General features: G+C 77.8%; 28 protein-coding genes. 10 read left to right on the top strand and 18 right to left on the bottom strand.

What is annotated here, in order from left to right; all coding sequences use genetic code 11:
• Nucleotides 1-10: 10 nt before the first annotated feature.
• Complete coding sequence (locus tag WDV85_RS01995; RefSeq protein ID WP_339569014.1) at nt 11-622, bottom strand: Dps family protein; 612 nt, start codon at nt 620-622, stop codon at nt 11-13.
• 133 nt (nt 623-755) lie between these two features.
• Between WDV85_RS01995 and WDV85_RS02000 the strand changes: the two genes are divergently transcribed.
• From WDV85_RS02000 to WDV85_RS02010, 3 genes are all read left to right on the top strand, one after another.
• Nucleotides 756-2,045: a magnesium transporter MgtE N-terminal domain-containing protein gene (locus WDV85_RS02000; protein ID WP_339569015.1), complete on the top strand. Its 1,290-nt coding sequence runs from the start codon at nt 756-758 to the stop codon at nt 2,043-2,045.
• Between the two features lie 131 nt (nt 2,046-2,176).
• On the top strand, nt 2,177-2,821 hold the full coding sequence (locus WDV85_RS02005; protein WP_445263143.1) for a DUF1003 domain-containing protein: 645 nt from the start codon (nt 2,177-2,179) through the stop codon (nt 2,819-2,821).
• Nucleotides 2,818-3,945, top strand: coding sequence for an Mrp/NBP35 family ATP-binding protein (locus tag WDV85_RS02010; RefSeq protein WP_339569017.1), 1,128 nt, complete (start codon nt 2,818-2,820; stop codon nt 3,943-3,945). Before WDV85_RS02005 ends, WDV85_RS02010 begins: the two co-directional genes overlap by 4 nt.
• 6 nt (nt 3,946-3,951) lie before the next feature.
• On the opposite strand, the gene WDV85_RS02015 is transcribed toward WDV85_RS02010, so the two are convergent.
• The 3 genes from WDV85_RS02015 to sigE all read right to left on the bottom strand — a co-directional run bounded on the left by WDV85_RS02015 (nt 3,952) and on the right by sigE (nt 6,809).
• The gene (locus WDV85_RS02015) at nt 3,952-4,485 is read right to left on the bottom strand and encodes a hypothetical protein (protein ID WP_339569018.1); all 534 of its coding nucleotides are present in this window, start codon (nt 4,483-4,485) and stop codon (nt 3,952-3,954) included.
• 81 nt (nt 4,486-4,566) lie between these two features.
• The gene (locus WDV85_RS02020) at nt 4,567-6,045 is read right to left on the bottom strand and encodes a S1C family serine protease (RefSeq protein WP_339569019.1); all 1,479 of its coding nucleotides are present in this window, start codon (nt 6,043-6,045) and stop codon (nt 4,567-4,569) included.
• Nucleotides 6,046-6,206: 161 nt separating this feature from the next.
• Nucleotides 6,207-6,809: an RNA polymerase sigma factor SigE gene (gene sigE, locus WDV85_RS02025; RefSeq protein ID WP_339569020.1), complete on the bottom strand. Its 603-nt coding sequence runs from the start codon at nt 6,807-6,809 to the stop codon at nt 6,207-6,209.
• Nucleotides 6,810-6,818: 9 nt separating this feature from the next.
• On the opposite strand from sigE, the gene WDV85_RS02030 reads away from it, so the two are divergent.
• A complete protein-coding gene (locus WDV85_RS02030) occupies nt 6,819-7,676 on the top strand; it encodes an O-methyltransferase (protein ID WP_339569021.1) in 858 nt (285 codons plus the stop codon).
• A gap of 24 nt (nt 7,677-7,700) precedes the next feature.
• Here the strand turns inward: WDV85_RS02030 and WDV85_RS02035 are convergent, their stop codons facing one another.
• Nucleotides 7,701-9,221, bottom strand: coding sequence for a leucyl aminopeptidase family protein (locus WDV85_RS02035; protein ID WP_339569022.1), 1,521 nt, complete (start codon nt 9,219-9,221; stop codon nt 7,701-7,703).
• Nucleotides 9,222-9,380: 159 nt separating this feature from the next.
• A complete protein-coding gene (locus WDV85_RS02040) occupies nt 9,381-9,548 on the bottom strand; it encodes a DUF3117 domain-containing protein (RefSeq protein ID WP_171204362.1) in 168 nt (55 codons plus the stop codon).
• Nucleotides 9,549-9,711: 163 nt separating this feature from the next.
• Between WDV85_RS02040 and WDV85_RS02045 the strand changes: the two genes are divergently transcribed.
• The gene (locus WDV85_RS02045; protein ID WP_339569023.1) at nt 9,712-10,560 is read left to right on the top strand and encodes an enoyl-CoA hydratase/isomerase family protein; all 849 of its coding nucleotides are present in this window, start codon (nt 9,712-9,714) and stop codon (nt 10,558-10,560) included.
• Here the strand turns inward: WDV85_RS02045 and WDV85_RS02050 are convergent.
• The 4 genes from WDV85_RS02050 to dapE are packed head-to-tail and all read right to left on the bottom strand — an operon-like array spanning nt 10,544 to nt 13,333.
• Nucleotides 10,544-11,203 carry a DNA-3-methyladenine glycosylase I gene (locus WDV85_RS02050; RefSeq protein WP_339569024.1) on the bottom strand — a complete coding sequence of 220 codons (660 nt, stop codon included), beginning with the start codon at nt 11,201-11,203 and terminating at the stop codon, nt 10,544-10,546. The two genes, WDV85_RS02045 and WDV85_RS02050, sit on opposite strands and share 17 nt — an antisense overlap.
• Nucleotides 11,200-11,688, bottom strand: a complete 489-nt coding sequence (locus WDV85_RS02055) for a hypothetical protein (protein ID WP_339569025.1) — start codon at nt 11,686-11,688, stop codon at nt 11,200-11,202. The genes WDV85_RS02050 and WDV85_RS02055 overlap by 4 nt, the downstream gene beginning before the upstream one ends.
• A complete protein-coding gene (locus WDV85_RS02060) occupies nt 11,685-12,110 on the bottom strand; it encodes a DivIVA domain-containing protein (RefSeq protein ID WP_339569026.1) in 426 nt (141 codons plus the stop codon). Before WDV85_RS02060 ends, WDV85_RS02055 begins: the two co-directional genes overlap by 4 nt.
• Nucleotides 12,107-13,333, bottom strand: coding sequence for a succinyl-diaminopimelate desuccinylase (dapE, locus tag WDV85_RS02065; RefSeq protein ID WP_339569027.1), 1,227 nt, complete (start codon nt 13,331-13,333; stop codon nt 12,107-12,109). Before dapE ends, WDV85_RS02060 begins: the two co-directional genes overlap by 4 nt.
• A 49-nt stretch (nt 13,334-13,382) precedes the next feature.
• On the opposite strand from dapE, the gene dapD reads away from it, so the two are divergent.
• Together dapD and WDV85_RS02075 are read left to right on the top strand one after the other, a co-directional pair.
• On the top strand, nt 13,383-14,411 hold the full coding sequence (gene dapD / locus WDV85_RS02070; protein ID WP_339569028.1) for a 2,3,4,5-tetrahydropyridine-2,6-dicarboxylate N-succinyltransferase: 1,029 nt from the start codon (nt 13,383-13,385) through the stop codon (nt 14,409-14,411).
• Between the two features lie 29 nt (nt 14,412-14,440).
• Nucleotides 14,441-15,379: a hypothetical protein gene (locus WDV85_RS02075; protein ID WP_339569029.1), complete on the top strand. Its 939-nt coding sequence runs from the start codon at nt 14,441-14,443 to the stop codon at nt 15,377-15,379.
• 36 nt (nt 15,380-15,415) lie between these two features.
• Here the strand turns inward: WDV85_RS02075 and WDV85_RS02080 are convergent, their stop codons facing one another.
• The 5 genes from WDV85_RS02080 to fdxA all read right to left on the bottom strand — a co-directional run bounded on the left by WDV85_RS02080 (nt 15,416) and on the right by fdxA (nt 19,715).
• Nucleotides 15,416-16,384, bottom strand: a complete 969-nt coding sequence (locus tag WDV85_RS02080) for an NAD-dependent epimerase/dehydratase family protein (protein WP_339569030.1) — start codon at nt 16,382-16,384, stop codon at nt 15,416-15,418.
• The gene (locus WDV85_RS02085; protein WP_339569031.1) at nt 16,381-16,662 is read right to left on the bottom strand and encodes a hypothetical protein; all 282 of its coding nucleotides are present in this window, start codon (nt 16,660-16,662) and stop codon (nt 16,381-16,383) included. Before WDV85_RS02085 ends, WDV85_RS02080 begins: the two co-directional genes overlap by 4 nt.
• Nucleotide 16,663: 1 nt before the next feature.
• A complete protein-coding gene (locus tag WDV85_RS02090) occupies nt 16,664-17,980 on the bottom strand; it encodes a citrate synthase (protein WP_339569032.1) in 1,317 nt (438 codons plus the stop codon).
• A 191-nt stretch (nt 17,981-18,171) separates the two neighbouring features.
• On the bottom strand, nt 18,172-19,335 hold the full coding sequence (dapC, locus tag WDV85_RS02095) for a succinyldiaminopimelate transaminase (protein WP_339569033.1): 1,164 nt from the start codon (nt 19,333-19,335) through the stop codon (nt 18,172-18,174).
• A 53-nt stretch (nt 19,336-19,388) separates the two neighbouring features.
• Nucleotides 19,389-19,715: a ferredoxin gene (gene fdxA / locus WDV85_RS02100; RefSeq protein WP_298806218.1), complete on the bottom strand. Its 327-nt coding sequence runs from the start codon at nt 19,713-19,715 to the stop codon at nt 19,389-19,391.
• A gap of 181 nt (nt 19,716-19,896) precedes the next feature.
• On the opposite strand from fdxA, the gene WDV85_RS02105 reads away from it, so the two are divergent.
• A complete protein-coding gene (locus WDV85_RS02105; RefSeq protein ID WP_339569034.1) occupies nt 19,897-20,976 on the top strand; it encodes a GNAT family N-acetyltransferase in 1,080 nt (359 codons plus the stop codon).
• Nucleotides 20,977-21,104: 128 nt separating this feature from the next.
• Here the strand turns inward: WDV85_RS02105 and WDV85_RS02110 are convergent, their stop codons facing one another.
• The 3 genes from WDV85_RS02110 to mshB all read right to left on the bottom strand — a co-directional run bounded on the left by WDV85_RS02110 (nt 21,105) and on the right by mshB (nt 24,606).
• Nucleotides 21,105-22,883: a VanW family protein gene (locus WDV85_RS02110; RefSeq protein ID WP_339569035.1), complete on the bottom strand. Its 1,779-nt coding sequence runs from the start codon at nt 22,881-22,883 to the stop codon at nt 21,105-21,107.
• Nucleotides 22,884-22,948: 65 nt separating this feature from the next.
• Nucleotides 22,949-23,467, bottom strand: a complete 519-nt coding sequence (locus WDV85_RS02115) for a flavin reductase family protein (protein WP_339569437.1) — start codon at nt 23,465-23,467, stop codon at nt 22,949-22,951.
• The gene (gene mshB / locus WDV85_RS02120) at nt 23,464-24,606 is read right to left on the bottom strand and encodes an N-acetyl-1-D-myo-inositol-2-amino-2-deoxy-alpha-D-glucopyranoside deacetylase (protein ID WP_339569036.1); all 1,143 of its coding nucleotides are present in this window, start codon (nt 24,604-24,606) and stop codon (nt 23,464-23,466) included. Before mshB ends, WDV85_RS02115 begins: the two co-directional genes overlap by 4 nt.
• 77 nt (nt 24,607-24,683) lie before the next feature.
• On the opposite strand from mshB, the gene WDV85_RS02125 reads away from it, so the two are divergent.
• Both WDV85_RS02125 and WDV85_RS02130 read left to right on the top strand, forming a co-directional pair.
• A complete protein-coding gene (locus WDV85_RS02125) occupies nt 24,684-25,694 on the top strand; it encodes an aldo/keto reductase family protein (RefSeq protein WP_339569037.1) in 1,011 nt (336 codons plus the stop codon).
• Between the two features lie 80 nt (nt 25,695-25,774).
• Nucleotides 25,775-26,785 carry an aldo/keto reductase family protein gene (locus WDV85_RS02130; protein ID WP_339569038.1) on the top strand — a complete coding sequence of 337 codons (1,011 nt, stop codon included), beginning with the start codon at nt 25,775-25,777 and terminating at the stop codon, nt 26,783-26,785.
• Nucleotides 26,786-26,844: the final 59 nt, after the last annotated feature.

Raw genomic sequence — 26,844 nt, forward strand, 5'->3', positions numbered from 1 at the left:
CCGCCCCGCGTCACTCGCCGAAGCGCTTCCGCCCCGCCTGCTCCGCCGCCTGGACCTCGCTCGAGGCGCCAGAGCTCGACACCTCGCCGCCCGCGTTCTCCAGGTGCGCGCGGACGAACCAGTGGAACTGCTCGAGGTCGGTCGAGTGGTCGATGAGCATGTCCTCGGTGATGGGGTCGAGCTCGCCGACGGACTCGATCGCCGCGCGGTAGTCGGCGATGACGCCCTGGTAGACGAGGTCGAGCGCCCCGAGGTGCTCGATCGTGCCCGCGCGACCGATGGAGTAGTCGTCCCACGAGCGCTGGGCGACGAGGTGGCCGGGCGTGCCCACCGGGCTGCCGCCCATGGCCGAGATGCGCTCGGCGACGGAGTCGGCCATCTCCCGGACGCTGTCGACCTGGGGGTCGAGCATCTCGTGGACCCCGATGAAGTTCGGGCCCACGACGTTCCAGTGCACGTGCTTGAGCGTGAGGTGCAGGTCGGTGAGGGCGTTGAGCCGCTCCTGCAGGTTCTTCACCACCTGGGCGCCGGCGTCCTGCGCCATGCCCGGGATCGTGTACGCGATCTCCGGGGCGCCGTCGAGGGCGGTCGAGGAGTCCTTCGAGGTCTCGCTGATCGTCATGGCCTCGACGCTACGACCGGCGCCCGCGGGCCGCACCCGCGCGCCCGACGCTCCCCCGGGCCCCGGGCGCCCGGCCGTGGGGCGCCGCCCGAGCCGCCGGGCGGGGCCTGCCGGCGCGGCTACGCTGACGGGCGTGAGCAGCCCGTCCCGCATCTTCGCCGCGCGGCTGGCCGGGCTCCCCGTCTTCGACCCCCTGGGCGACCAGGTGGGGCGCGTGCGCGACGTCGTCAGCGTGCTGCGCGGCGACGGGCGGCGCCTGCGGGTCGTGGGCCTCGTCGTCGAGGTGCCCGGCCGCCGCCGCGTCTTCGTGCCCATGACGCGCGTGACGGCGATGGACGCCGGGCAGGTCATCACCACGGGCCTCGTCAACATGCGCCGCTTCGAGCAGCGCAGCAGCGAGGTGCTGCTCCTGGCCGAGGTGCTCGAGCGGCGCGTCGAGCTCCTCGACGGGTCGGGGACGGCCACCGTGGAGGACCTCGCGCTCGAGCGGCCGGGCCCCCGCGACCTCGAGGTCATGCGGGTCTTCGTCCGGCGCGGGGTGCCCGGGGGGCTCGGCTCGCGCCTGCGCGGCCGCCGCGGCGAGACCCTGCTCGTGCACGTGGACGAGGTGCGCGGCCTGCTCGGGGCGCCCGCCGGGGCGCAGGGCGCCAGCCTGCTCGTGGCGACCTTCGAGGACATGAAGCCGGCCGACATCGCCGAGGCCCTCCACGACCTGTCGGGCCGCCGCCGCCTCGAGCTGGCGGCCGAGCTCGCCGACGACCGCCTCGCCGACGTCCTCGCCGAGCTCGGCGAGGAGGACCGGGTCGAGGTCGTCACCGGCCTGGCGCGGGAGCGCGCGGCCGACGTCCTCGAGGCGATGGACGCCGACGACGCGGCCGACGTCCTCGGCGAGCTGCCGGAGGACGCCAAGGAGACCCTCCTGCAGCTCATGGAGCCCGACGAGGCCGCCGACGTCCGCCGCCTGCTGGCCTACGACGAGGAGACGGCCGGCGGCCTCATGACGCCCGAGCCCGTGCTCCTCGGCCCGGAGGCGACGGTCGCGGAGGCCCTCGCCCTCGTGCGCAGCAGCGACCTGTCGACCGCCGAGGCCGCGTCGGTGTACGTCTGCCGGCCGCCGCTGGAGACGCCGACGGGGCGCTACCTCGGCCTCGTCCACATCCAGGCCATGCTGCGCGTGGCGCCCCACGAGCAGCTGGGGTCCATCCTCGACACGGACGTGGACGGCCTGCCGCCGGAGGCGCCGCTGGGCGTCGTCGCGCGGCGGCTCGCCGTCTACAACCTCGTCTCGGTGCCGGTCACGGACCCGGCGGGACGCCTGCTGGGGGTCGTGACGGTGGACGACGTCCTCGACCACGTCCTCCCGGAGGACTGGCGCGAGCAGGACGACGCCGACCTGGCGGCGGGCGGCGGCGCCGCGCGCTGAGCGGCGACCGGCACGACCAGCAGGACCCGCCCCGGTCCGCGCCGCGCCGGGGGCGAGCGGGGCGCGCGCGCAGCTCCTCACCGGGGCGCGCAGGAGCAGGACGGCCGACCGAGGCGGAGGAGGGACGAGGCATGGCACGGGAGCGGACGGCGGCGCGACGGCGGGGGCCGGGGCTGGACAGCCCGCAGGAGACCAGGCGGCGGTTCGTGCCGCGCCCGAGCATCGACCCCGAGGCCTTCGGACGGCTGTCGGAGGCCTTCGCCCGCTTCATGGGGACCCCGCGGTTCCTCATCTACATGTCCGGCTTCATCGTGCTCTGGGTCCTCTGGAACACCCTCGCGCCGGCGGACCTGCGCTTCGACCCGTACGCGTTCCTCTTCCTCACGCTGATGCTGTCGCTGCAGGCCTCCTACGCGGCGCCGCTGATCCTCCTCGCGCAGAACCGCCAGGACGACCGCGACCGGGTGGCGCTCGAGCAGGACCGGCAGCGGGCCGAGCGCAACCTCGCCGACACCGAGTACCTCGCCCGCGAGGTGGCCGCCCTGCGGATCGCCCTGCGCGACGTCGCGACGCGCGACTTCCTGCGCAGCGAGCTGCGGCAGCTCGTCGAGGAGCTCGACGGCGGCCGCGACGACGGGGAGCGGGGCCGCGGCCGGTCGCGCGGGCGCCCCGACGGCCGCCCGGAACGTGACCCGGACCGTGCCGCAGGCCGTGACCAGAGCCGGGACCCGGGCCGTCAGGACGGGCGCCGGGGCGCACCTACGCTGGAGGCATGAGCCCCACCGAGACGCTCGTGCGCGAGGCCCTGGGCCGCGTGCTCGACCCCGAGATCCGCCGCCCCATCACCGACCTCGGCATGGTGCGCTCGGTGTCCGTCGACGGCGCCGACGTGGCGGTGGAGGTGTCCCTCACGACGGCGGGCTGCCCGCTCAAGGCCCAGCTGGAGCGCGACGTGACCCGCGAGGTCTCCGCCCTCGAGGGCGTGGCCTCGGTGCGCGTGGCCCTCGGCGTCATGGACGACGCCCAGCGCGCGGCGCTCAAGGACGTGCTGCGCGGCGGCCGGCCCGCCCGCGAGGTGCCCTTCGGCCCCGGCTCGCTCACCCGCGTCGTCGCGGTGGCCTCCGGCAAGGGCGGGGTGGGCAAGTCCAGCGTCACCGTCAACCTCGCCGCCGCCATGGCCGCCGACGGCCTGCGCGTGGGCGTCCTCGACGCCGACGTCCACGGCTTCTCGGTGCCGCGGATGCTCGGGGTCACCACGGCCCCCACGCGCGTCGACGACATGATCATCCCGCCGGTCGCCCACGACGTGAAGGTCGTCTCGATCGGCATGTTCACGCAGGGCAACGCGCCGGTCGTCTGGCGCGGCCCGATGCTCCACCGGACGCTCGAGCAGTTCCTCACCGACGTGCACTGGGGCGACCTCGACGTCCTGCTCCTCGACCTGCCGCCGGGCACGGGCGACATCGCCATCAGCGTCGCCCAGCTGCTGCCCGGCGCCGAGCTGCTCGTCGTCACGACGCCGCAGGCCGCGGCCGCGGAGGTCGCCGAGCGCGCCGGCGCGGTCGCCCGCCAGACGAAGCAGTCGGTCGCCGGCGTCGTCGAGAACATGAGCTGGATGGAGATGCCCGACGGCTCGCGCGTCGAGGTCTTCGGCAGCGGCGGCGGGGAGGCCGTCGTCGAGCGCCTCGGCGACCTGCTGCGCGTGCCGGTCCCCTTCCTCGGGCAGGTCCCGCTCGACGTCCGCGTCCGCGAAGGCGGGGACGCCGGCGTGCCCCTGGTGCTGGCCGAGCCGGACGCGCCGGCGGCGCGGGCGCTGCGCGAGGTGGCGCGCGGCCTCTCCCGTCCCCGCGGGCTCGCGGGCCGCCCGCTCGGGCTCACCCCGGTGCGCGCGGCGGGCTGAGCCGCCTCAGGTGGCCTCGTCGTCGTAGGGCGTGCGCGCTGCCGGGCCCCGGGCGCCGGTCGTGCCCGGCCCCCCGGTGGCGCCTCGTCGCCCGGGCGCCGGCGCAGCGCTGGCCGGCCCCGCCCCGGTGGCACCCCCCGTGGCGGCTCCCGCGCGCGTCCCGGCGACGCCGTCGGCCGAGCGGGAGGCGGCGGCCGCCGCCGCCCCGCCGGCCGCGCCGCCCGCCGCCGGGGCGGTCAGGGCCTGCGGGCCCCCCGCGCCGGGCCGCTTGGTCGCCGGCTCGTCCCAGACGTCGGTGAGGGCGTCGCGGACGATCCGGCGGGGGTCGTACTGGCGCGGGTCGAGCTTCTTCCAGTCGATGTCGTCGAACTCCGGCCCCATCTCCTCCTTGAGGCTGTCGCGCGCGCCCTTGGCGTAGCGGACGCCGGAGCGGACGAGGTCGGCGAGCTGCTGGGAGTAGCGCGGCAGCCGCTCGGGCCCGACGACGACGAGGACGAGGACGAGGAGGACCAGCAGCTCGCCGCCGTTCGGGAAGGACACGCGGTGAGCCTACGCGCGGCCCCCCGCCCACCCGTCGCCCCGACCGCCCCGTCTCGCGCGACGGCGAGGCGCCGGCGTCCGCTAGTCGCTCGGCTCGCTGCCGAGCACGACCGGGACCTCGACGGCGTCGCGGCCCCTCTGGACGGTGAGGACGACCTCGTCGCCGGGCGTGCGGGCGCGGATGGCGACGATGAGCTCGTCGGGCGCGGTGACGAGCTGGTCGTCGATCGCCGTGATGACGTCGCCCGGCTCGACGCCCGCGGTGTCGGCGGGGCCGCCGGGGACCACGGGGTCGCCCGCCGACGTCCGCCCCTGGGCCACGCGGACGCCGCGGCCCTCGTAGGAGGAGTCGAGCGAGACGCCGATGACGGGGTAGGTGGCGACGCCGTCCTCGATGAGCTCGGTCGTCGTGCGGACCACCTGGTCGGCCGGGATCGCGAAGCCGAGGCCGATGGACCCGCCCGGCCCGCCGCCGGGCGACGCCGTCTGCGCGATGGCCGAGTTGACCCCGACGACGGCGCCGGTGAGGTCGACGAGGGGGCCGCCGGAGTTGCCCGGGTTGATGGCGGCGTCGGTCTGGACCGCGTTGATGAAGCCCTGCTCGTCCTGGCTCGACCCGGCCACGACGGGGCGGTTGAGGGCGCTGACGATGCCGCTCGTCACCGTGCTGGCGAGGCCCAGCGGCGCGCCGACGGCGACGACCGGGTCCCCCACGCGCACCTGCGCCGTGTCGGCGAAGGCGAGGGGCACGAGGCCGGTGCGGTCGATGCGCAGGACGGCGAGGTCGTAGTCCGACGTGCGGCCGACGACCTCGGCGGTCTCCCGCGTACCGTCGGACAGGAGCACCCGGATGCGCCCGGAGGACTCCACGGCGGGGGCGACGACGTGGTTGTTCGTCACCACGTACCCGTCCTCGGAGAGCACGAAGCCCGAGCCGTTGCCCGAGCCCGCGCTCGAGGCGATCTCCACCGACACGGTGCTCGGCAGGACGGCCTCGGCGACCGCGGCCACCGAGCCGTCGGCCGCCTCGGCGGCCGTGCCGCCGGCGCGCTCGACGACGGAGACGGACGTGCCGCCGGGGCCCGCCAGGCGGCCCCCGGCGAGGCCGCCCAGCAGCCCGGCGAGCAGGCAGGCGGCGACGAGGACGAGCGCCCGCGGCGAGCGGCGGCGCGCCCGCACGGGGGCACCGCCCGCCACGAGCGGGGCGCTGTCGGGGAAGCCGGCGCCGGCGCGCCCGTGGAGGGGCCCGCGACCGGCGTCGCCCGCCTCGTCCGCCGGCCACCACCAGCCCTCGCCCTCGCGCGACGACTCGGACGGAGCCCCGGCGGGAGCGCCGGCCGGCGGGCGCTCGCCGGAAAGCTCCTCGCCCGCCCCGGCTCCGCTCGGCGCCCCGCCGTCGGCAGCCGGCGCCCCGGCGGCGCCGGGCCGGTCGTCGGCCCCGGCTCCGGGCGCGGAGCCCGCGTCGTCCCGGGGGGCCCAGGGCGAGGGGCGACGGACGGGTGACGGGTGCTCGGCCCCCCCGGCGGCGGGGGGGCGCGGGGCGTCGCCCGGCTCGCTCATGCGCAGGTCCTCCTCGTGCGGCGCCCGGCCGCTCGGCGCGGGCGCGGACCCATCCTCGCCCGCGGGCCCGCCCGGCGCGCACCCGGTCGGCCCGGAGCACCCGTCCGCAGCGTGCGGCCGGGGTGGTCGGCCGGTCGGGGTGGTCGGCCGGGGCCGGCCGCTCAGGCCACCCAGCCGCTCGGCGCCCGGTGGGCCAGCGAGGCGCGCAGCTGGGCGCGGGCGCGGTGGATGCGCGAGCGCACGGTGCCGATCTTGACGCCGAGGGCGCGGGCGATCTCCTCGTAGCTGAGGCCCTCGATGTCGCACAGCACGACGGCCGCGCGGAAGTCGGGCGAGAGCTCGAGCAGGGCGGCCTGGACGTCGCGGTCGAGGTTGCCGTGCTCGAAGGCGCGCTCCGGGCCCGGGTCGGCCCCGGGCAGGCGGTCGTCGGCGTCGTCGGCGAGGGCGTCGAAGCGGATCCGCTGGCGGCGCCGCACCTGGTCGAGGAAGAGGTTCGTCGTGATGCGGTGCAGCCAGCCCTCGAAGGTGCCCGGCGTGTACGAGGACAGCGAGCGGAACACGCGCACGAAGACCTCCTGCGTGAGGTCCTCCGCGTCGTGCCGGTTGCCCGTGAGGCGGTAGGCGAGGCGGAAGACGCGCGCGGAGTGGTCGCGGACGACGTCGTCCCAGCTGGGAGGGGCCCACTCCGCGGACGGCTCGACGACGGCGGCCGGCGGGGCGGCGGCGTCGGGCGCCGCGCCCCGGGCGCGGCCTCGCGTGGTCATGCGCCGATCGTGCCACCGGGCCCTGGACGCCACCTGGGCGAGGGCACCGGTCTCCCCCGACGGGCCCTGCGCCGGACTCCGCGGCGGACCCCGCGGCGGACCCCGCGGCGGGCCCGGCGCGGACGACGGCGGCGGCCGGAGCGAGGGCGGCCGGAGGGGCGCGGCCCAGTAGCCTGCGGGCGCGCCGCCGGCCGACCCGGGCGGTCGGGGCGCCCGAGCCGGGAGGCCGTCATCGCCGCCACGTCCGCCGCCAGCCGCAGCTACGCCGAGGACTTCGTCGTCGAGGACGAGGCGCTCGAGCGGGCCCGCGCCCGGGGCGTCGAGCTCGGCTGCGCCCCCGTCGACCCCGGCACGGGAGCGGCCCTGCGGCTGCTGGCGGCCGCGGCCGGGGCGCGGGCCGTCGTCGAGGTCGGCACGGGCAGCGGGGTGTCCACGCTCTGGCTCCTCGCGGGGATGCCGGCCGACGGCGTCCTCACGACGATCGACAGCGAGCCCGAGCACCAGCGCGCCGCCCGCGAGGCGCTGGCGGACGCGGGCGTCCGCAGCGGCCGGGTGCGCGTCATCGGCGGCCGCGCGCAGGAGGTGCTGCCCCGCCTCACCGACGGGGCGTACGACCTCGTGCTCCTCGACGCCGACCGGCGCGACCTCGACGCCCACCTCGACCAGGCGCTGCGCCTCCTGCGTCCCGGCGGTCTCCTCGTCGTCGTGGGCGCCCTGTGGCGGGACAAGGTCGCCGACCCGGCGCAGCGCGACGAGACGACCACGGCGGTCCGCCAGGCCGGTCGGCGCGTGCGCGACGACGAGCGCCTGCTGCCCGCGCTGCTGCCCGTGGGCGACGGGCTCCTCGTCGGCGTCGTCCGGGGCTGAGCGGCCCGCCCGCGGGCGGGCGCCTCAGACGGCGCCGTCCTCCAGCCACCGGAGCAGCAGGCGCGCGCCGAAGCCCGTGGCGCCCTTGGTGACCTCGTGCTCGTCGCGGTCGGCGCGGCCGGGTCCGGCGATGTCGAGGTGCGCCCACCGGCGCGAGCCCGTGAACTCGCGCAGGAAGAGGGCCGCGGTGATCGACCCGGCCCCCGGACCGCCCTTGGCGGCGACGTGGCGCAGGTCGGCGACGTCGGAGTCGAGCGCGTAGGCGTAGTCCTCCACGAGCGGCATCCGCCAGACCCGCTCCCCCGTGGCCTCCGACGCGCTGCGCAGCTGCTCCAGCAGCGGCGCGTCGTCGGTGTAGAGCGCGGCGTGGCGCTTGCCCAGCCCCAGCGACGCCGCACCGGTGAGCGTGGCGACGTCGACGAGGAGGTCGGGCTCCAGCGACGCGTCGGCGTGGTGGAGGGCGTCCGCGAGGACCATGCGGCCCTCGGCGTCGGTGTTGGCGATCTCGACGGTGGTGCCGCCGTGCACGCGCACGACGTCGCCGGGGCGGTACGAGCCGCCGCCGAAGGCGTTCTCGGCCAGCGGCAGGAGCGCCGTGACGGGCTGGGGGAGCTCCATCTCGGCCGCCCCCAGGACGGCGGCGAGGACGACGGCGGCGCCGGCCATGTCGGTCTTCATGGGGATCATCGCGTCGCGGGGCTTGATGGACAGGCCGCCCGAGTCGAAGGTGATGCCCTTGCCGACGAGGACGACGTGCCGCCGCGGCGCCGTCCCGGCCGGAGGCCGGTAGCGCACGGTCACCAGGCAGGGCGGCGAGACCGAGCCTCCGCCGACGGCGAGCAGGCCGCCGAACCCCTGGCGCGCGAGCCCGGCGGCGTCGAGCACCTCCACCTCGACGCCGGGGAGGTCGGCGGCCAGGGCGCGGGCCTGGTCCGCCACCCACGCCGGGTCCTTCGTCGACGACGGCGTGGACGCGAGGTCGCGGGTGCGCCACGTCGCGCGGGCCGCCACGACGGCGCGCGCGAGCGCGGGTCCCTCGTCGACGCCGAGCAGCTCGACGACCTCGGCGGCCGGGCGGGGGCCGTCCCCCGTGCCGGAGCGCGGCGGGTCGTAGCTGGCGAGCAGCAGGCCCTCGCAGAAGGCGCGCAGGTGCTGCGGCGGCAGGCCGACGCCCGCGCTCGTGACCACGCGGCCGGCCCCGCGGGTGGCGCGGGCCAGGCCGGCGCCGGCCCGGCGCAGGGCGGTGGGGCTCCCGTCGCCGACGCCCAGGAGGACGAGGCGGCGGGGGCCGGCCCCGTCGTCGCGCGAGGAGGGCAGCGGGACGCCGAGGACCTCCCCGGCGCTGCCGCGGAAGCGCTGCTGCTCGGCGAGGACGGCGGTGTTGAGGCCGAGCCACACCGCGGCGTCGGCGGTGCCCGGGCGCGGCTGCGGGTCGCCCTCCCCGGGCGGCGGGGCGGCGACGGGGACGGCGAGGACGTCGGCGCCGGCGGCGGAGCGGACGTCGCTCCCGGCGAGCGGGACGAGGCGGGGCATGCGGGCGACCACGTCGGCGACCCTACTCACGGCCCGCCCGCGCCCGCCCCGCGGCCGGGGCGCGAGGACCGACACGGGAGGCCGGTCCGTGAGCACCCGGGGCGCCGGGGCCCCGACGCGCGAGAGCCCCACCCGGCCGGGCCGGGTGGGGCTCTCGCAGGTGGTGCCGGGTCAGCCGACCGCCGAGCCGATCGCGTCGCCGAGGCCCTTGGCCTCGTCGGGCGTCATCTCGACGACGAGGCGCCCGCCGCCCTCCAGGGGCATGCGCAAGACGATGCCGCGGCCCTCCTTCACGACCTCGAGCGGGCCGTCACCTGTCCTCGGCTTCATGGCCGCCATCTGCGGATCCCCTTCCTGTGGGCGTGATCGCGACCAGTATCCAGCAGGTCGGCGGTCGGGTCGAAACGGGACTACCCTCCCGGGTCGCTGAGGTGACCCGTCCGGGTCGCCCCGACGACGGGCGCCCGTGGTGGTCGGGGCCCGCCCCACGTCCGGAGGTCCCGTGGCCGCAGCCCACCCCGCCCGCCCCGCTCCCCCTGACAGCCCTGGTGCGACCGCCCCCGACGAGGCGCGGCCCGCCGACCGCCTCGAGCGCGGGACGGGTGGGGTGGCCCGCGTCGTCGTCGGCCGACCTGAGGTCCGCGGCGCCCTCGACGCGCCCGAGCGCCGCGCGCTGCTCGACGCGCTGCGGCGGGCGGCCGACGCCGCCGCGGCCGGGGAGGTGCGGTGCGTCGTCCTCACAGGCACGGGGGACGCCTTCTCGTCCGGGCAGGACCTGCGCGAGCACGCCGCCCGCCTCGACGCCGACGACCCGGCCCTCGCCCGGGTCGTCGAGGACGAGTACGCGCCGATCGCGCTCCTGCTCGCCGAGATGCCCGCCCCCGTCGTGGCCGTCGTCCGGGGCACGGCCGCGGGCGCCGGCGCCGCCCTGGCCCTCGCCGCCGACCTGCGGCTGCTCGCGGCGTCGGCGCGGGTCGACACGGGCTTCGCGCGCGTCGGCCTCCCGCCGGACACGGGCGCGTCCTGGTGGCTGCCGCGGCTCGTCGGCGAGGGCCGGGCGCGCGACCTGCTCCTGCGGCCCCGCCCCGTCCCCGCCGACGAGTGCGTCGCGCTCGGGCTCGCCACCGAGGCGGTGCCCGACGCGGAGCTGGACGAGCGCGCCGAGGAGGTGGCGCGGGAGCTGGCCGCCGGTCCCACGGCCGCGCTCGTCGCCACCCGGCGGGCGCTGGCCTTCGCCGCGACGCACGACCTGCCCTCGACGCTGGCGCACGAGGGCGCCCTCGTGGCGGGGGTCGCCCGCGGACGCGAGCACCGCGCGGCGGTCGAGGCGTTCCTCACCCGCCGCCGGTGAGGCCGGCGCCCCCGGGCTGCGCGGCGACGGGGCGGCCCCGCGCCCAGCAGCCGGCGAGGTGGTCGTCGACGAGCCCGGTCGCCTGCATCGTGGCGTAGGCCGTCGTCGGCCCGACGAAGACGACGCCCGCCGCCTTGAGCCGGCGCGCCAGCGCCGCCGAGGCGGGGGTCGAGGCCGGGACCTCCGCGGTCGTGCGCGGCGCGGCGCGCGCGCCCGGCGCCTCGGCCGCCGTCGCCAGCAGCGCCTCCAGGCCGCCGCTCGCGCGCAGGGCGACGACGGCGCGGGCGTTGGCGAGGACGGCGTCGACCTTGGCGCGGTTGCGGACGATGCCCGCGTCCGCGAGCAGCCGCTCCCGGTCGGCCGGGCCGAAGGCCGCCACGGCGTCGGGCTCGAAACCCGCGAAGGCGGCGCGGAAGGCCGGTCGCTTGCGCAGGATCGTCAGCCAGGACAGGCCGGACTGGAAGGCCTCGAGGCTCAGGCGCTCGAAGAGCGCCGCCTCCCCGGTGACCGGACGGCCCCACTCCTCGTCGTGGTAGCGCCGGTACACCTCGGGGGCGTCGCCCCAGGGGCAGCGCGCGCGGCCGTCGTCGCCGACGAGCGGGCCCTCACCGGGCGCGCCCGCCCCGGCGGGCCCCTCGCTCACCGCTCGAGCGGCTCGGGGGTGGCCGCCTCGACCCGGCGCACCATGTCGACGACGACGGACCGCAGCCCCAGCCACACCGGTCCGCGCAGCAGCGGCTCGAGCGGCCGCGTCAGCCGCACGGGCGCGACGTGCACGTCCTCCCCCCACACGACCCGGCAGGAGCCCGCCGTCACCGGCTCGACGCGGAGCGCGGCGCTGCCCAGCACCACCGACCCGCGCTTGGCGAGCACGGCGACGCCGGCGCGCCCCCCGTCCGCCGGCGCCCCGGCGGTCGGCGGCTCCCACCGCACGACGTCCATGGGGTCGTCGAAGCCGACGCCGAGGACGGCGGTCCGGCCGGTGAAGGAGCCGCCCTCCCCCTCGGCGGCGCTGGTGCGGAAGACCCGGGTGAGCGGGATCGAGCCGCTCTGCCACGGCCAGTCCACGAGGTGGCGCCACACGACCGGCGCGCTGCGGCGCGCCGGCACCTCCACGACCACCCTCATCGGGCCTCCTCCTCGCCGGCGGCCCCGGCGACCGCCCCCTCGTCGTCGCCGCGGCGACCGCCCCCTCCGCCCTCGGGCCTCCCGCCCTCGACCCCTCCGGCTGCGGCCGGGTCGCGCCACGGGGGGTCGACCGGGTCGGCGCTGCGCAGGAGCGCCTCCAGCTCGGCGAGCCGGGCGTCGCGCTCGGCGACCTCGTCGCGGACCCGGTCGAGCACGGCGTCGACCTCGTCCATCCGGTACCCCCGCAGCCCCAGGGAGAAGCGGACGCCGTCGACGTCCTCCGCGCGCAGCGGGCCGTCGGGCAGCGCGCGCAGCGGGCGGCTCGTCGTCGGCTCGTCGAGGCCGCCGGGGACGCGGCCGAGCGCCACCGCCACCGCGCCCCCGGCCACCGCCAGGGCCACGAGGAGCAGCAGGAGCGTCACGGCGCGATCGTGGCAGACGCCCCCGCCGCGCGTCCGCCGGAGGGCCCTCCTCCCTCCTGGGGCCCGTCCTGCGGGGGCCCGTCCTCCTGGGGCCCGTCCTTCTGGGGCTCCGTCAGCCACGTGCGGAGCACGTCCGCGCAGCGGTGCAGGTCCGCCACGGGGCAGCGCTCGTCGTCGGCGTGCGCCAGCAGGGGGTCGCCCGGCCCGAGGTTGACCGCCGGGACGCCGAGGGCGCTGAAGCGCGCGACGTCCGTCCACCCCAGCTTGGCCCGCGGCTCCTCGCCCGTGGCGGCGACGACGGCCGCCGCCGCCGGACGGTCCAGGCCCGGCCGGGCGCCCTCGGCGCCGTCGGTGCGCACGACCTCGTAGCCGGCGAGCAGCTCGCGCAGGTCGGCCTCGGCCTGCGCGAGCGTGCGGTCGGGCGCGAAGCGGTGGTTGACCGTCACGACGCAGGCGTCGGGGACGACGTTGCCGGCCGTGCCGCCGCGGATGCCGACCGCCTGCAGGCTCTGGCGGAACACCAGGCCGTCGACCTCCCGCTCGCCCGGGTCGTGCCCGGCGAGCAGCGCGAGCAGGGGCGCGGCGGCGTGGACGGCGTTGCGCCCGCGCCAGGGCCGGGCGGAGTGCGCGGGGACGCCGCGCAGGTGCACCTCGACCCGCAGGGTCCCGTTGCACCCGCCCTCGACCGCCGCGGACGTGGGCTCGCCCAGCACGGCGACGTCGCCCGCCAGCCAGTCGGGGTGGGAGGCCGCGAGGCGGCCGAGGCCGTTGAGCTCGGCCTCGACCTCCTCGTGGTCGTAGAAGACCCACGTGACGTCGCGGGTCGGCTCGGCGAGCGACGCGGCCAGCGAGAGCGCGACGGCGACGCCGCCCTTCATGTCGCACGTGCCCCGGCCGTGGACGACGGCGTCCGCGCCCTCCCCCGTCCGCCACGTCGGCAGGTTGGGGCTCCCGTCCTCGCGCCGCCCCAGGGGGACGGTGTCCAGGTGGCCCGCGACGACGACCCGCGAGGCCCGCCCGAGGTGGGTGCGCGCGACGACGGCGTCGCCGTCGCGCAGCACCTCCAGGTGCGCGCAGGCGGACAGGGCGGCCTCGACGGCGTCGGCGAGGCGGGTCTCGGCCCCGCTCACGGACTCGACGTCGCACACCGCCTGCAGGAGGTCGGCGAGGTCGGCGGAGAGGTCGAGGGCGGCCGGCGGCCCGGCCGTCGGGAGCGTCGTCATGGGCCGGAGGGTAGGCGGGGCGCGACGGGCGCCCGGGTAGCCTCGCCCCATGCCGGACGCCCCCGCCGACGTGCCCGCCGACACGACCGCCGCCAGCGCCGCTCCCGGGCGCGAGGGGGTGCCCGCCGGCCGCTGGGCCTGGGGCTACGGCCTCGCGACGAGCACCGACGGCGGCGCCGTCCTCGACACCTGGTACCCGGCGCCCGCGCTGGGCCACCCGGGCGAGGACCCGGGCCCCTTCGGCGTCCCCGCCTCCCTCGCCGCCCTCGAGGGCGAGGACCCGCGCCGCGGGACGCGCAGCCACGTGGTGCGCACCGTCGTCGACCTCGACGCCGCCCCGGCCGACGTGCCGGACGCCTACCTGCGCCTGCACCTGCTCTCCCACCGCCTCGTGCGGCCGCACGGCGTCGACCTCACCGGGCTCTTCGGCGTGCTCCCGACCGTGGTCTGGACCTCCGCCGGGCCCTGCGCCGTCGAGGGCTTCGAGGAGGTCCGCGGCCGCCTGCTGGCCGACCGCGGCGAGCGGGTCGTCGTGCTCGGCGTCGACAAGTTCCCCCGCATGACGGACTACGTGCTGCCCGCGGGCGTGCGCGTCGCCGACGCCTCGCGGGTGCGCCTCGGCGCCCACCTCGCGAGCGGCACGACGGTCATGCACGAGGGCTTCGTCAACTTCAACGCCGGCACGCTGGGCGCCTCCATGGTCGAGGGCCGGATCAGCGCGGGCGTCGTCGTCGGCGACGGCTCCGACGTCGGCGGCGGCTCGTCGATCATGGGCACGCTGTCCGGCGGGGGCACGGAGGTCGTCTCGGTGGGCGAGCGGTGCCTCCTCGGCGCCAACGCGGGCATCGGGATCTCCCTCGGCGACGACTGCGTCGTCGAGGCCGGCCTCTACGTCACCGCGGGCACCAAGGTCTCCGTGCTGGACCCGCAGGGCGGCGCGAGCCGGGTGGTCAAGGCCCGCGAGCTGTCGGGCGCCGACGGCCTGCAGCTGTGGCGCAACTCCACGACCGGCGCCGTCGAGGCGCGGTCCCGCACCGGGTCGTGGGGCGCGCTCAACGCGGCGCTCCACGCGAACTAGCGCCGCCGCCGGCGCCCGGCCGACCCGCCGTGCCCCGCACCGCCGCCGCCCGCCGGGCCGCCGAGCGGCGCCGCCGCCTGCGGCGCAGCGCGACGGTGGGGGCGCTGGCGCTCGTCACCGTCGGCGCGGGCGTGGTCGTCGCGGTGCGCGACGGCGCCGTGCCCGCGGTCGGCGCGCGGTGCACCGCCGAGGCCGGCGGGGACGAGCACACGCTGACGGCGGACCGCGCGGCCGTGGCGGCGCTCATCACCGCCCGGGCCCGCGCGCGCGGCCTGCCGCCGCGGGCCGCCACCATCGCCATCGCCACGGCGGTGCAGGAGTCGGGGCTGCGGAACCTCGCCCACGGCGACCGCGACTCCCTCGGGCTCTTCCAGCAGCGCCCCTCGCAGGGCTGGGGCACGCCCGAGCAGGTGCAGGACCCGCTGTACGCCACCGACGCCTTCTACGACGGGCTCGTGGAGGTCGAGGGCTACGAGGGCCTCGACGTGACGGTCGCCGCCCAGGAGGTGCAGCGCTCCGGCTTCCCGACGGCCTACGCCGACCACGAGCCCGAGGCCCGCGTCCTGGCCTCGGCGCTCACCGGGTACTCCCCCGCGGCGCTCGTGTGCCGGCTGCCGGAGGTCGAGCCGACGGGCGAGCCGCAGGTGCCCGGGGACGACGGCCTGCTGCCGCGGGCGCGCGTCGTCGTGGAGGAGGCCGCGGCGCAGCTCGGCGAGGACGGGCTCACGGCCGCCGGCGACCCGGGCGCGGCGCCGGCGGGCGCGGTGCTGGAGCGGGTCTACGGCGAGGACGAGGCCGGCGTGCGCGACGGCTGGGCGCTGGCGCACTGGGCCGTCGCCCGCGCCGTGGGCACCGACGTCGTCACGGTGGCGACCGACGGGCGCCGCTGGTCGCGCGGGGAGGCCGCGTGGGTCGAGGACCCGACGGCGCCCGGGCCGGGTGCCGTGCGCGTCACCGTCGCGGGCTGACGGTCGGGCAGCGGGCCCCGAGCAGGAGGGCGGGCCTCAGGGCCGGGCGCCGTCCAGGTCGAGCTCGCCCGCGTCGACGAGCGCGCGCACCGCCTGCCGGCAGGTCTCGGCGGACGAGAACCGCGGCGTGAAGTCGAGCACCTCGCGCCCGCGCCGGGTGCTGCAGGCGTGGCTGCGCAGCAGGTGCGCCCGGCTCGCCTCGACGTGCTCCGGGGCGGTCACCTCGGCGAAGCGCTCCCACGTCACGAGGTCGAGGACGGCCTCGCGCCCGAACCAGGCCGCGGCCGCCCGGGCCAGGCCACGGGAGGTGGTCGCCTGCGGCGAGACCGCGTGGAAGGCGAGGCCGGCGGCGTCCTCCCGGCGCTCGAGGACCCGCTGGTGCAGCGCCGCCACGTCGTCGGCGTGGACGTGGTGCATCAGCTCGGAGCCCGAGCCCGGCAGGACGAGCGGCTCGCCCGCCGCCAGGCGCTGCCACACCGACGGGTCGAGGTTGCCCGCCGGGGTGATGCACGGCCACCCCGGGCCGCTGATGTGGCCCGGGTGCACGACGGTGCTCACGAGGCCGCCGCGGCGGGTCTCCTCGAGGAGCAGCCGCTCGACGGCGTCCTTCTGCACGCCGTACTCGCCGTACGGCTCGCGGTCGTCGTCCTCGTCCATCGGCGCCACGCTGCTGTCGCCGTGGACCCACAGGGTGCCGGTGTGCACGAGGTGCCCGACCCGCCCGCGCAGCCCCTCGACGAGCTGGGCGGCCGAGGACTCGGTGAAGCAGACGAGGTCGACGACCGCGTCGGGGCGCAGGTCGGCGACCCGGCCGGCGAAGGTGCCGGCGGCGTCCTCCGCCTCCCGGTCGACCCGCACGCGCTCGACGGACGCCCAGGCGTCGTCGGGCGCGTACGGCTCGCGCGTGCCGCGGCTCATCGCCACGACCTCGTGCCCGGCGCGCACGAGCCGGGGCACGAGGGAGGTGCCGATGTGGCCCGTGGCGCCGACGACGACGACCCTCACGCGGCGCTCCCCCGCGCGTCGTGGAGGGCGCGGCGCTTCACGGCCTCGCCGAAGACGGACAGGCCCGCCCCCTGCAGGCAGAGGCCGATGACGCCGCCGAGCACCCAGCCCCGGGCGCCCGCGCCGCGCCGCACGGCCGCGTCCCCCGTGACGCACGCGCCGGCGCCGACGAGCGCGAGCCCCAGCGGCGCGAGCCGGGCCCACAGGCGCAGGTCGTCGTCGTCGGCCGTCAGGGCGCGCAGCGCCCGGGTGCCCGGCCCCCCGGCGGAGGGGGCCACGTCAGCGCTGGTCCATCGGGACGTAGGCTCGCTCGGGCTCGCCCACGTAGACCTGGCGCGGGCGCCCGATCTTCGTCTGCGGGTCCTCCATCATCTCCCGCCACTGGGCGATCCAGCCCGGGAGGCGCCCGATGGCGAAGAGCACCGTGAACATCCGCGTGGGGAAGCCCATGGCCTTGTAGATGAGGCCCGTGTAGAAGTCGACGTTCGGGTAGAGCTTGCGCTCGACGAAGTAGTCGTCGCGCAGGGCGATCTCCTCGAGCCGCAGCGCCACGTCGAGGCGCGGGTCGTTGACGCCGAGCTGCTCGAGCACCCGGTCGGCCGTCTTCTTCACGATGGCGGCGCGCGGGTCGTAGTTCTTGTAGACCCGGTGGCCGAAGCCCATGAGCCGGACGCCCTTCTCCTTCTTCTTCACCCGCTCCATGAAGGTGTCGACGTCGTCGCCGCTCGCGATGATGTCGTCGAGCATGGTGAGGACGGCGGAGTTCGCGCCGCCGTGCAGCGGCCCGGAGAGGGCGTGGATGCCCGCCGACACCGACGCGTAGAGGTTCGCCTGGCCGGACCCGACCATGCGGACCGTCGACGTCGAGCAGTTCTGCTCGTGGTCGGCGTGGAGGATGAAGAGCTGGTCGAGCGCCGACGCCAGCGCCGGGTCGACCTCGTAGGGCTCCGCCGGGAAGCCGAACGTCATCCGGAGGAAGTTCTCGACGAGGCCGAGCGAGTTGTCCGGGTAGAGGAACGGCTGCCCGAGCGTCTTCTTGTGCGCGTAGGCGGCGATCGTCGGCAGCTTCGCCATGAGGCGGACGGTCGAGAGGTCGACGGCGCGCCGGTCGAAGGGGTCGAGGCTCTCCTCGTAGAACGTCGAGAGCGCCGAGACGGCGGAGCTGAGCACCGGCATCGGGTGGGCGTTCGACGGGAACCCGTCGAAGAAGTTCTTGAGGTCCTCGTGGAGCAGGGTGTGGCGCCGCAGGCTCGCGGAGAAGTCCTCCAGCTCGGCCGCGCTCGGCAGGTGCCCGTAGATGAGCAGGAAGCTCGTCTCGAGGAAGGTCGAGCCCTCCGCGAGCTGCTCGATCGGGTAGCCGCGGTAGCGCAGGATCCCCGCGTCGCCGTCGATGTAGGTGATCTCGGAGCGGCACGAGGCCGTGTTGACGAAGCCCGGGTCGAGCGTGACGAGCCCCGTCTCCTTGAGGAGCCCGGAGACGTCGACGCCCGCGCTGCCCTCCGTGGCCGGCACGGTCGCCAGCGGCAGCTCGCCCCCGGCGTGCCGCAGCACGCTGCCCTCGGGTCCGGCTCCGGCGGCGTCCTGGGTCTCGGTCACGGGCGTCTCCTCGCAGCAGCGCGGCTCGGCGTGCGGGCCGCTCTCGTGGTCGTGGGGCCGCACCGCCCGCGGCGACCGGGTCGCGGCGCCGGGGCGGGGACGGCGGGGGCGCCGCCTCGGGCGCCTCCCGCACGCTACCGGGCACCGGTCGCGGGCGGCGACCACGGCGGCCCGCTCCGCGGCTCGGCCCCTCAGCCCCTCAGCCGCTCCGCGGCGGCGGAGACCCGCTCGTCGGTGGCCGTGAGCGCGACCCGCACGTGCCGCTCGCCGGCGGCTCCGTAGAAGGTGCCCGGCGCCACGAGGACGCCGCGGTCCGCGAGGCGGGCGACGGTGTCCATGGCGGGCTCGTCGAAGGTCGTCCAGAGGTAGAGCCCGGCGTCGGAGCGCTCGACGCGACCGCCGGCCGCCGCGAGCGCGTCCCGTAGCACGGCCCGTCGGGCCCGGTAGTGCTCCTTCTGCTCCGCCACGTGCGCGTCGTCCCCGAGCGCCGTCCGCAGCACCTCCTGCACCGGGCGGGGGACGATGACGCCCGCGTGCTTGCGCACGCCCACGAGGTGGCGGACGAGCGCGGGGCACCCGGCCACGAAGGCCGCGCGGTACCCGGCGAGGTTGGACTGCTTGGACAGCGAGTAGACCGACAGCACGCCGCGGCTGTCCCCGCCGGTGGCGCGGGGGTCGAGCACGCTCGGCGGCACGAGGTCGCCGCGCTCGTCCACGTCCACCTCGCCGTGAGCACAGCCCTCGGCGGGGGCCCAGCCCAGCTCGGCGTAGCACTCGTCCCCGGCGACGACGACGTCGTGCTCGCGGGCCCAGGCGACGACCTCGGCCAGCCTGCGGACGTCGTCGACGGCGCCCGTCGGGTTCGACGGGGAGTTGAGCCAGACCAGGCGCACCCGGCCGGTGCCCCCGCCGGGCAGGTCGACGACCGGCGAGGGCAGCGACGCCACGTCGTCGAGCGGCAGCGGCGCGGCGCCGGCCAGGCGGGCGCCGACGTCGTACGTCGGGTAGGCGACGAGGGGATGGACGACGACGTCCCCGGGCCCGAGCCCGAGCAGCGTGGGCAGCCACGCGACGAGCTCCTTGGAGCCCGGTGTCGGCATGACGCCGTCGGGGTCGAGGCCCGGCACGCCGCGGCGGCGGGCGAACCACGCCGCCACCGCCTCGCGGACGGCGGGGGTGCCCCAGACCTGCGGGTAGCCCGGCGCGTCGGAGGCCGCCGCCAGGGCGTCGCGCAGCAGGGCCGGCGTCGGGTCGACGGGCGTGCCGACCGACAGGTCGACGATGCCGCCCGGCGCGCGACGGGCGCGCTCGGCGTGGGGGGCCAGCGCGTCCCACGGGAAGTCGGGCAGGGCCAAGCGCCCGGCCCCGCCCCCCGCGGCGTGGGGGCGGGCGCCGCCGGTGACGGCGCTCAGCTGTCGTGCTCCTGCGGCGGCAGCGCGGTGACGACGGGGTGGTCCTTGTGGATGACGCCCATCTTGGCGGCGCCGCCGGGCGAGCCGAGGTCGTCGAAGAACTCGACGTTCGCGGCCGTGAAGGCGCTCCACTGCTCGGGGACGTCGTCCTCGTAGTAGATGGCCTCGACGGGGCACACCGGCTCGCAGGCGCCGCAGTCCACGCACTCGTCGGGGTGGATGTAGAGGGCCCGGTCACCCTCGTAGATGCAGTCGACCGGGCACTCCTCGATGCAGGCCTTGTCCTTGAGGTCGACGCAGGGCTGGGCGATGACGTACGTCACGGGTCGTGCCTCCGGGCTCTCGAGGTCGCCGGCGCACCGGGGCGCGCCGTCGGCGGAACGGTGGGCAATCTACCCGGCGGGGCGGCGCCCGCCCCGTCGGACCGCCCCGCGGGACGGCGCGCGCCGCGGGGCCGCGGGGCGGAGCGGGAGTCGGGATGGGGCGTCGTGGCAGGCTCCGGGCGTGCCAGCACCGTCCGACCCGCCGCCCGACGCCGGCCAGCGGGTGGTGGTGCGCCACCGGCTGGCGGACGGCTCGGCGACCGACGTCGTCGGCGAGCTCGAGCGCGCGGGCGACCCCCTCGTGGTGCGCCGGGCCGACGGGGGCGTCGTCGAGGTGCGGGCGCACGACGTCGTGGCCGCGCGCCGGGTGCCGCCCCGGGTGCGCCGCCCGCGCCCCGGGGAGCCGGTCGTCGGCGTGCTGGACCTCGAGGCCGCCCTGGCGCGCGCCTGGCTGCCGACCGGCGCCGAGCCCGACGGGCGCTGGCTGCTGCGCTCGGCCGGGGACCGCACGCGCCGCGCGAGCTCCGTGCTGGCCCTCGGCCCGCCCGGGCCCGGCGCGGGCGGCCTCGCGGGCGCGGTGGACCGGGCGAGCGCGTGGCTCTCCGCCCGCGGGTCGACGCCCCGCTTCCAGCTGCCGCGCTCGACGGGCGCCCCGGTCGGCGCGGCCGCGCGGGCGGACGCCGCGGGCCTGGCCGCCGTGGAGGACCTCGATGCCGAGCTCGACGGGCGCGGCTGGGCGCTCGTCAGCCCGACGACCGTCATGGTCGGCGCCCTGCCCACCACCGCCGCCGTCCCTGCGACCACCGCCGCCCCCGCACCGGTCGACGTCCTAGCGGCCCCCGACGCCGCGTGGTCGCACCTCGTGCGCCCCGGCGAGGCGGACGACCCGGTGGTGGCCGCGCTGCTGCTGTCCGCGCCCGACCAGGCGTTCGCCGTCGTCCGCCCCGACCCCGGCACCGGCACCGGCACGGGGAAGACCGGGGCGAGGACGTCGGCCCCCGAGGGCGCCGTCGCCGCCGGGCGGATGGCCCTGGCCGACGGCTGGGCCGTGCTCACCGACCTCGTCGTCGCGCCGGAGCACCGGCGCCGGGGGCTGGCGCGGGCCGCCGTCACCGCCCTGTCCGCGTGGGCGGCCCGCCACGGGGCCGAGCGGCTGGCGCTCCAGGTCGCCGACGGGAACGACGCCGCCCGCGCCCTGTACGAGGACCTGGGCCTCGCCGAGCACCACCGCTACGCCTACCGCGAGGCGCCGCGCGCCTGAGCCCGGGCGGACGGGCGACGACTCGCCCTCGAGGGGCCCCGGTCGAGGGCGAACCGGCGACGACTCGCCCTCCCGGAGCCACGGTCGAGGGCGAACCGGCGGCGACCCACCCGGGTGGGGCGGCGCCGTCAGGCGCAGGTGATGCCGGGCACCGGGTCGTAGCGGACGACGTCCCGGTCGTCGTGGACGACGGCGCCGCCGCGGCGGACGGTCCGGGTGACCGTGACGGTGAAGCCCTCGCTCGCCGTGGACGGGATGCAGTCGTCGGTGTCGAGCTCGCGGCTGGTCGGCTGCGTGATGTCGCGGCGACCGCTCGTCGAGGTGGAGACGTCGCTGACGTCGGTGCCCCAGAAGCGCACCGTGACGTCGCCCGAGGGGCTCGAGGAGGCGCTCATCTCGATGAGGACGCCGGTGCTCGTGTCGTTGCGGAAGCGCATGTCGATGGTGGCGAAGTCGAGCGTCGCCTCGCGGCCCTCGGGGTAGCGGGAGATGTAGAAGGAGTGCGGCCGGTGCTCGAGCAGCTCGAGCCCGGCGAAGAAGGCGCCGTTGTAGAGGGTGGTCGAGATCTGGGAGACGCCGCCGCCGTAGCTCTCGACGTACCGGCCGCCGCTGATGATCGTCGCCTCGGCGTAGCCCGCGGCGGCCGTGCGCCGGCCGAGGACCTCGTTGAGGTCGAAGACCTCGCCGGGGGCGAGCAGCGTCCCGCTGACCGTCCGCGCCGCGGTCCCGACGTTCTGCAGCCGCCCGGCGTTGCTGCCGCGCAGGGGCGTCGAGAACTCGGAGATGACCTCGGTGACGCCGAGCGCCTCGACGTCGGCCGTGGTCCGCTCCGGCTGGACCTCCTGCGCGTCGACGACGGCGACCCGCTCGGGCCCCGGCGCGACGGCGAGCGCCTCCAGCGCCGCGGGCGCGAGGACCTCGGCGTCGACGCTCCGCCCCACGACGGCGGGCACGACGACGGGGCGGCCGTCCTGCAGCTCGAGCGAGGCGTCCCGGGCGGAGGCGTCGAGCTCGGGCGCCACCTCGAGGAGCGCCGCCCGCAGCGCCCCGGCGTCGACGACGGGCGCGAGCTCGCCCTCCTCGGTGGGCTGGGCGGCCAGCAGCGGCGCGAAGGAGGCGACGGGCAGCTCGGCGCCCGCCGTGCCCACCCGCACGGGCAGCGGCCCCGCGACCGCCGGCTCGGCGAAGGAGGCGGTGAAGGCGTCGACCGCTGCCTGGTCGACCTCCGGCTCGAGCGGCCGGGTCGGCAGCTCGAGCGGGTCGCCGCCCGCCGGCTGCGCGAGCAGGCCCGGCCACTGCTCGCGCAGCAGGTCGACGGCGCCCGCGGCGTCCAGCTCGGAGCCCGTGGTGGCCGCGGTGGTCGTGAAGCCCTCGGCGTCGAAGGCGACGGCGCCCTCCTGCGGCGGTACGCGGGTGGGGTCGACGAGGGCGTCGGCGGAGGCGGTGAGCGCGTCCTCGTCGACGACGACGACGGGCTCGACCTCCTCGCCCCGGTCCACGACGTGCCGCCAGAGCGCGCGGGGGTCGAGCGAGAAGCCCGTGAGGTCGTCGAGCGTGGCGCCGGCGTCCAGGCCGAGCCCCGCGTCGGCCGGCACGACCTCCGCCGTCGCGCTGCCGGCGCGGACGGGCACCGGCTCCTCGGCCCGCGGCACCAGCTCCCCCTGCAGGACCGCGGCGGCCTCCTCGCGGTCGAGGCCGCCCACGGGCACGCCCAGCACCGTCGTGCCGGACGGGACGCGGTCCGCGGTCAGGGCCGCCGCGCTCCCGTACCCGCCGACGACGAGGACGGCGACGCCGCCGACCACCCAGGGCCAGCGACGGCGACGTGCGGTCCCGGCGGGCTCGCCGGCCGTCGTGCGGGCGGTGTCGGCGGTCGGCTGGTCGGCTCCGTGGTCGGCCTCGGGCATCCGGGGATGCTACGTGCCCGGGGCCTCCGCCCCGCGGCGCGCGCCCGTCCGCCGCCTCGCCCGCCTCAGAGCTCGGCGTAGGCGCCGCGGTGGTGCAGCAGCGGGCGCTCGTCCTCGGGCGCGAGGGAGACGCCGAGCACGCGGCCGACGAGGACGACGTGCGTCCCGGCCGGGTGCTCGGCCTCGGTGGCGCACTCCATCGTCGCGACGGACTCCTCGAGGAGCGCCGCGCCGGTGAGCGGGCCGCGCCGGTGCGGGACGCGCGCGAGCTGGTCCACGACGGGCCGCCCCGGGGTGGCGAGCCAGGTCGCGGCGGGACGCGCCCGCGCGGCGAGCACGCTGAGCCCCCACGTGCCCGTCTCCTCGACGGCGTCGTAGAAGCGGGCGTCGGCGTGCACGCACACGAGCACGAGCACCGGGTCGAGGGAGACCGAGGCGAAGCTGCTCACGGTGATGGCGTGGTCGTGGCCGCGCAGGCGCGTGCTGACGACGCAGACGCCGCTGGCGAAGCGGCCGGCGGCCCGCCGGTAGTCGTCGACGTCGACGGGAGGCGGGGAGCCCGCTCCCGGGCCGGCGGCGCTCAGGCGAGCCCCGCGAACAGGTCGGTCAGCGGCTCGCCGCCCGGCGGGCGCACCGGCTCCCCCCGCAGGAGCCGGTAGGACTCCACGCCCGAGAGCGGCTGGTGGAGGCCGTTCGTCATGGCCAGGGAGCGCGGGCCCAGGTCCACCTGGCTCGCGTGGGCCCGCAGCGCGGCGACCTTGGCCGGCAGCTCGGCGGACGCGTCGACGACGACGTCCACCTCGCCCGCCCCGACCGCGAGGCTCGGCAGGTCGCCGTCGGGGTCGATCGTCGCGAGCCCGTCGGCCCGCAGCTCGCGCAGACCGGCCCGCAGCTGCTCGGCGTCGGCCACGTGCCCCAGCACGCGGGCCACCGACCACGGGGCGGCGCCCGCCGGGTCCGCGGCGAGCTCGACGGCGCGCAGGGTGATCTCGTGGGCCCGGACGTGGTCGGGGTGGCCGTACCCGCCGCCCGGCTCGTAGGTGACGACGACCTGCGGGCGGACCTCGCGGAGCACGCGCGCGAGGTGCTCGGCGGCCTCGTCCAGCGGGGCCAGCGACAGCGCGCCCGCGGGGGCGTCCGGCGCGGGCACGGCGCGGGCGCTGGTCCCGTCTCCCCCGCCCTCCCCGTCGGGGCCGGGCGCCCACGCCATGCCGGAGTCGCGGTAGCGCACGGGGGCGCCGTCAGGGCCGGTGGCGTCGGCGCCGAGGAAGCGGTGGTCCTCCAGGCCCAGCGCCTCGGCCGCGGAGGCCAGCTCCTGGACGCGCAGGTCGGCGAGCGCCTCCTCGTCGCCGTCGACCCCGGGGTGCTCGGCCAGCACCGCGGGCAGGACCTCGCCGCGCTCGCCGCGGGTGCAGGTCACGAGGGTCACCGACGTGCCCGTCGCGGCGGCGGCCGCGGCGATGGTCGCGCCCGTCGCGATCGTCTCGTCGTCGGGGTGGGCGTGGACGAGGAGCAGCCGGTGAGGCGTGTCGAGCGACTCCATGGCCTCGGCCTCGCCGGGGTCGAGCTCGCGCTCGGCCGCGTCGTCGAGGGCGTCGGCCGCCTGCTGCAGCACGTCCTGGGCGACGTCGTCGGCGACGGCCTGCTCCGCGCCGTCGGCGCCGGGGGTGGTGCCGGGCGCCACGGGGTCGGGCTCGGCGGGGTGCTCGGGCGTCGTCGTCACCCGCCCATCCTGCCCCCGCAGGACCGTGGGCGGCCCGTCGGCGGGCGCGACCCGGTCGGCGGCGCGAGGGTGGCGGGATGGACTACCGACACCTCGGCCGCTCGGGCTTCAAGATCTCCGAGATCACCTACGGCAACTGGCTCACGCACGGCTCGCAGGTCGAGGACGACGCCGCGCAGGCGTGCGTCCGCGCCGCGCTCGACGCCGGCATCACGACGTTCGACACCGCCGACGTCTACGCCAACACGGCCGCCGAGACCGTCCTCGGGAAGGCGCTGGCGGGCGAGCGGCGCGAGTCCCTCGAGATCCTCACCAAGGTGTTCGGCCCGACCGGTCCGAAGGGCCCCAACGACACGGGCCTGTCGCGCAAGCACATCACCGAGTCCTGCGAGGGGTCGCTGCGCCGCCTGCAGACCGACCACATCGACCTCTACCAGGCGCACCGCTACGACTACGCGACGCCGCTCGAGGAGACGATGCGGGCCTTCGCCGACCTCGTCCGGCAGGGCAAGGTCCTCTACCTGGGCGTCAGCGAGTGGACGGCCGACCAGATCCGCGCCGGCCACGCCCTCGCGGAGGAGCTGGGGGTCCAGCTCGTCTCGAACCAGCCGCAGTACTCGGCGCTCTGGCGCGTCATCGAGGGCGAGGTCGTCCCGACCTCCCGCGAGCTCGGCATCTCGCAGGTCGTGTGGTCGCCCATCGCCCAGGGCGTGCTCACCGGCAAGTACGTGCCCGGCCAGCAGCCGCCGGAGGGGTCTCGCGCGACGGACGAGAAGGGCGGCAAGGGCATGATCGCCCGCTGGATGTCCGACGACGTCCTCGCCCGCGTGCAGGACCTCACGCCGGTCGCCTCCGACCTCGGCCTCTCGATGGCGCAGCTCGCCGTCGCCTGGGTCCTGCAGAACGAGAACGTCGCCACCGCGATCATCGGCGCCTCGAAGCCTGAGCAGGTGGCCGACAACGCCGCCGCCGCGGGCGTGCGCATCCCGGCCGACGCCATGGCGCGGATCGACGAGGTGCTCGGCGACGCCGTCGTCAGCGACCCCGCGCGCACGCTCGAGAGCTCGCCGAAGGAGCGCGAGGTCTGAGCCCGTCCGGGGGCGCCCGCCGAGGGCGCCCCCGGGAGCCCCGCCGCGCGCGGTCCTCCCGGCGGCGGCAGGGTGGCGGCATGGACTACCGCTTCCTCGGACGCTCGGGCCTCAAGGTCTCCGAGATCACCTACGGCAACTGGCTCACGCACGGCTCGCAGGTCGAGGACGAGGCCGCCACGGCCTGCGTCCGCGCCGCGCTGGACGCGGGCATCACGACCTTCGACACCGCCGACACCTACGCCAACACCCGCGCCGAGACGGTGCTCGGCGAGGCGCTCAAGGGCGAGCGGCGCGAGTCGCTCGAGATCTTCACCAAGGTCTACTTCCCGACGGGCCCGAAGGGCGCCAACGACACCGGGCTGTCGCGCAAGCACGTCCTCGAGTCCTGCGAGGGGTCGCTGCGCCGCCTGCAGACCGACCACATCGACCTCTACCAGGCGCACCGCTACGACTACGCGACGCCGCTCGAGGAGACGATGCGGGCCTTCGCCGACCTCGTCCGGCAGGGCAAGGTGCTCTACGTCGGCGTCAGCGAGTGGACGGCCGACCAGCTGCGCGCCGGGCACGCGCTCGCCGAGGAGATGGGCTTCCAGCTCGTCTCGAACCAGCCGCAGTACTCCGCGCTGTGGCGCGTCATCGAGGGCGAGGTCGTCCCGACCTCCCGCGAGCTCGGCATCTCGCAGGTCGTCTGGTCGCCCATCGCCCAGGGCGTGCTCACCGGCAAGTACGTGCCGGGCCAGCAGCCCCCGGAGGGCTCGCGCGCCACGGACAGCAAGGGCGGCAAGGACATGATCAGCCGCTGGATGTCCGACGACGTCCTCGGCCGCGTGCAGGACCTCACGCCGGTCGCCTCCGACCTCGGCCTGTCCATGGCCCAGCTCGCCGTCGCCTGGGTGCTCCAGAACGACAACGTCGCGGCCGCCCTCATCGGCGCCTCGAAGCCCGAGCAGGTGCACGACAACGCGGCCGCCGCCGGCGTCCGCATCCCCGCCGACGCCATGGCGAAGATCGACGAGGCCCTCGGCGACGCCGTGGCCACCGACCCGGCGCTCACGGCCGACAGCTCGCCGAAGCAGCGGCTGAGCTGACCCGCCGCCCCCGGTCCTCGAGGGCCGACGCACGAGGGGCGCACCCGCCGCGGCGGGTG

Source organism: Pseudokineococcus sp. 5B2Z-1, from assembly GCF_037482305.1.
Lineage (GTDB): Bacteria > Actinomycetota > Actinomycetes > Actinomycetales > Quadrisphaeraceae > Pseudokineococcus.

Excerpts from the sequence above, each read along its gene's own strand:
- WDV85_RS01995 (WP_339569014.1), bottom strand. The coding sequence starts at position 622 with ATGACGATCAGCGAGACCTCGAAGGACTCCTCGACCGCCCTCGACGGC.
- WDV85_RS02005 (WP_445263143.1), top strand. The coding sequence starts at position 2,177 with ATGGCACGGGAGCGGACGGCGGCGCGACGGCGGGGGCCGGGGCTGGAC.
- WDV85_RS02010 (WP_339569017.1), top strand. The coding sequence starts at position 2,818 with ATGAGCCCCACCGAGACGCTCGTGCGCGAGGCCCTGGGCCGCGTGCTC.
- WDV85_RS02020 (WP_339569019.1), bottom strand. The coding sequence starts at position 6,045 with ATGAGCGAGCCGGGCGACGCCCCGCGCCCCCCCGCCGCCGGGGGGGCC.
- sigE (WP_339569020.1), bottom strand. The coding sequence starts at position 6,809 with ATGACCACGCGAGGCCGCGCCCGGGGCGCGGCGCCCGACGCCGCCGCC.
- WDV85_RS02040 (WP_171204362.1), bottom strand. The coding sequence starts at position 9,548 with ATGGCGGCCATGAAGCCGAGGACAGGTGACGGCCCGCTCGAGGTCGTG.
- WDV85_RS02055 (WP_339569025.1), bottom strand. The coding sequence starts at position 11,688 with ATGAGGGTGGTCGTGGAGGTGCCGGCGCGCCGCAGCGCGCCGGTCGTG.
- dapE (WP_339569027.1), bottom strand. The coding sequence starts at position 13,333 with ATGACGACGCTCCCGACGGCCGGGCCGCCGGCCGCCCTCGACCTCTCC.
- dapD (WP_339569028.1), top strand. The coding sequence starts at position 13,383 with ATGCCGGACGCCCCCGCCGACGTGCCCGCCGACACGACCGCCGCCAGC.
- WDV85_RS02110 (WP_339569035.1), bottom strand. The coding sequence starts at position 22,883 with ATGCCCGAGGCCGACCACGGAGCCGACCAGCCGACCGCCGACACCGCC.
- WDV85_RS02125 (WP_339569037.1), top strand. The coding sequence starts at position 24,684 with ATGGACTACCGACACCTCGGCCGCTCGGGCTTCAAGATCTCCGAGATC.
- WDV85_RS02130 (WP_339569038.1), top strand. The coding sequence starts at position 25,775 with ATGGACTACCGCTTCCTCGGACGCTCGGGCCTCAAGGTCTCCGAGATC.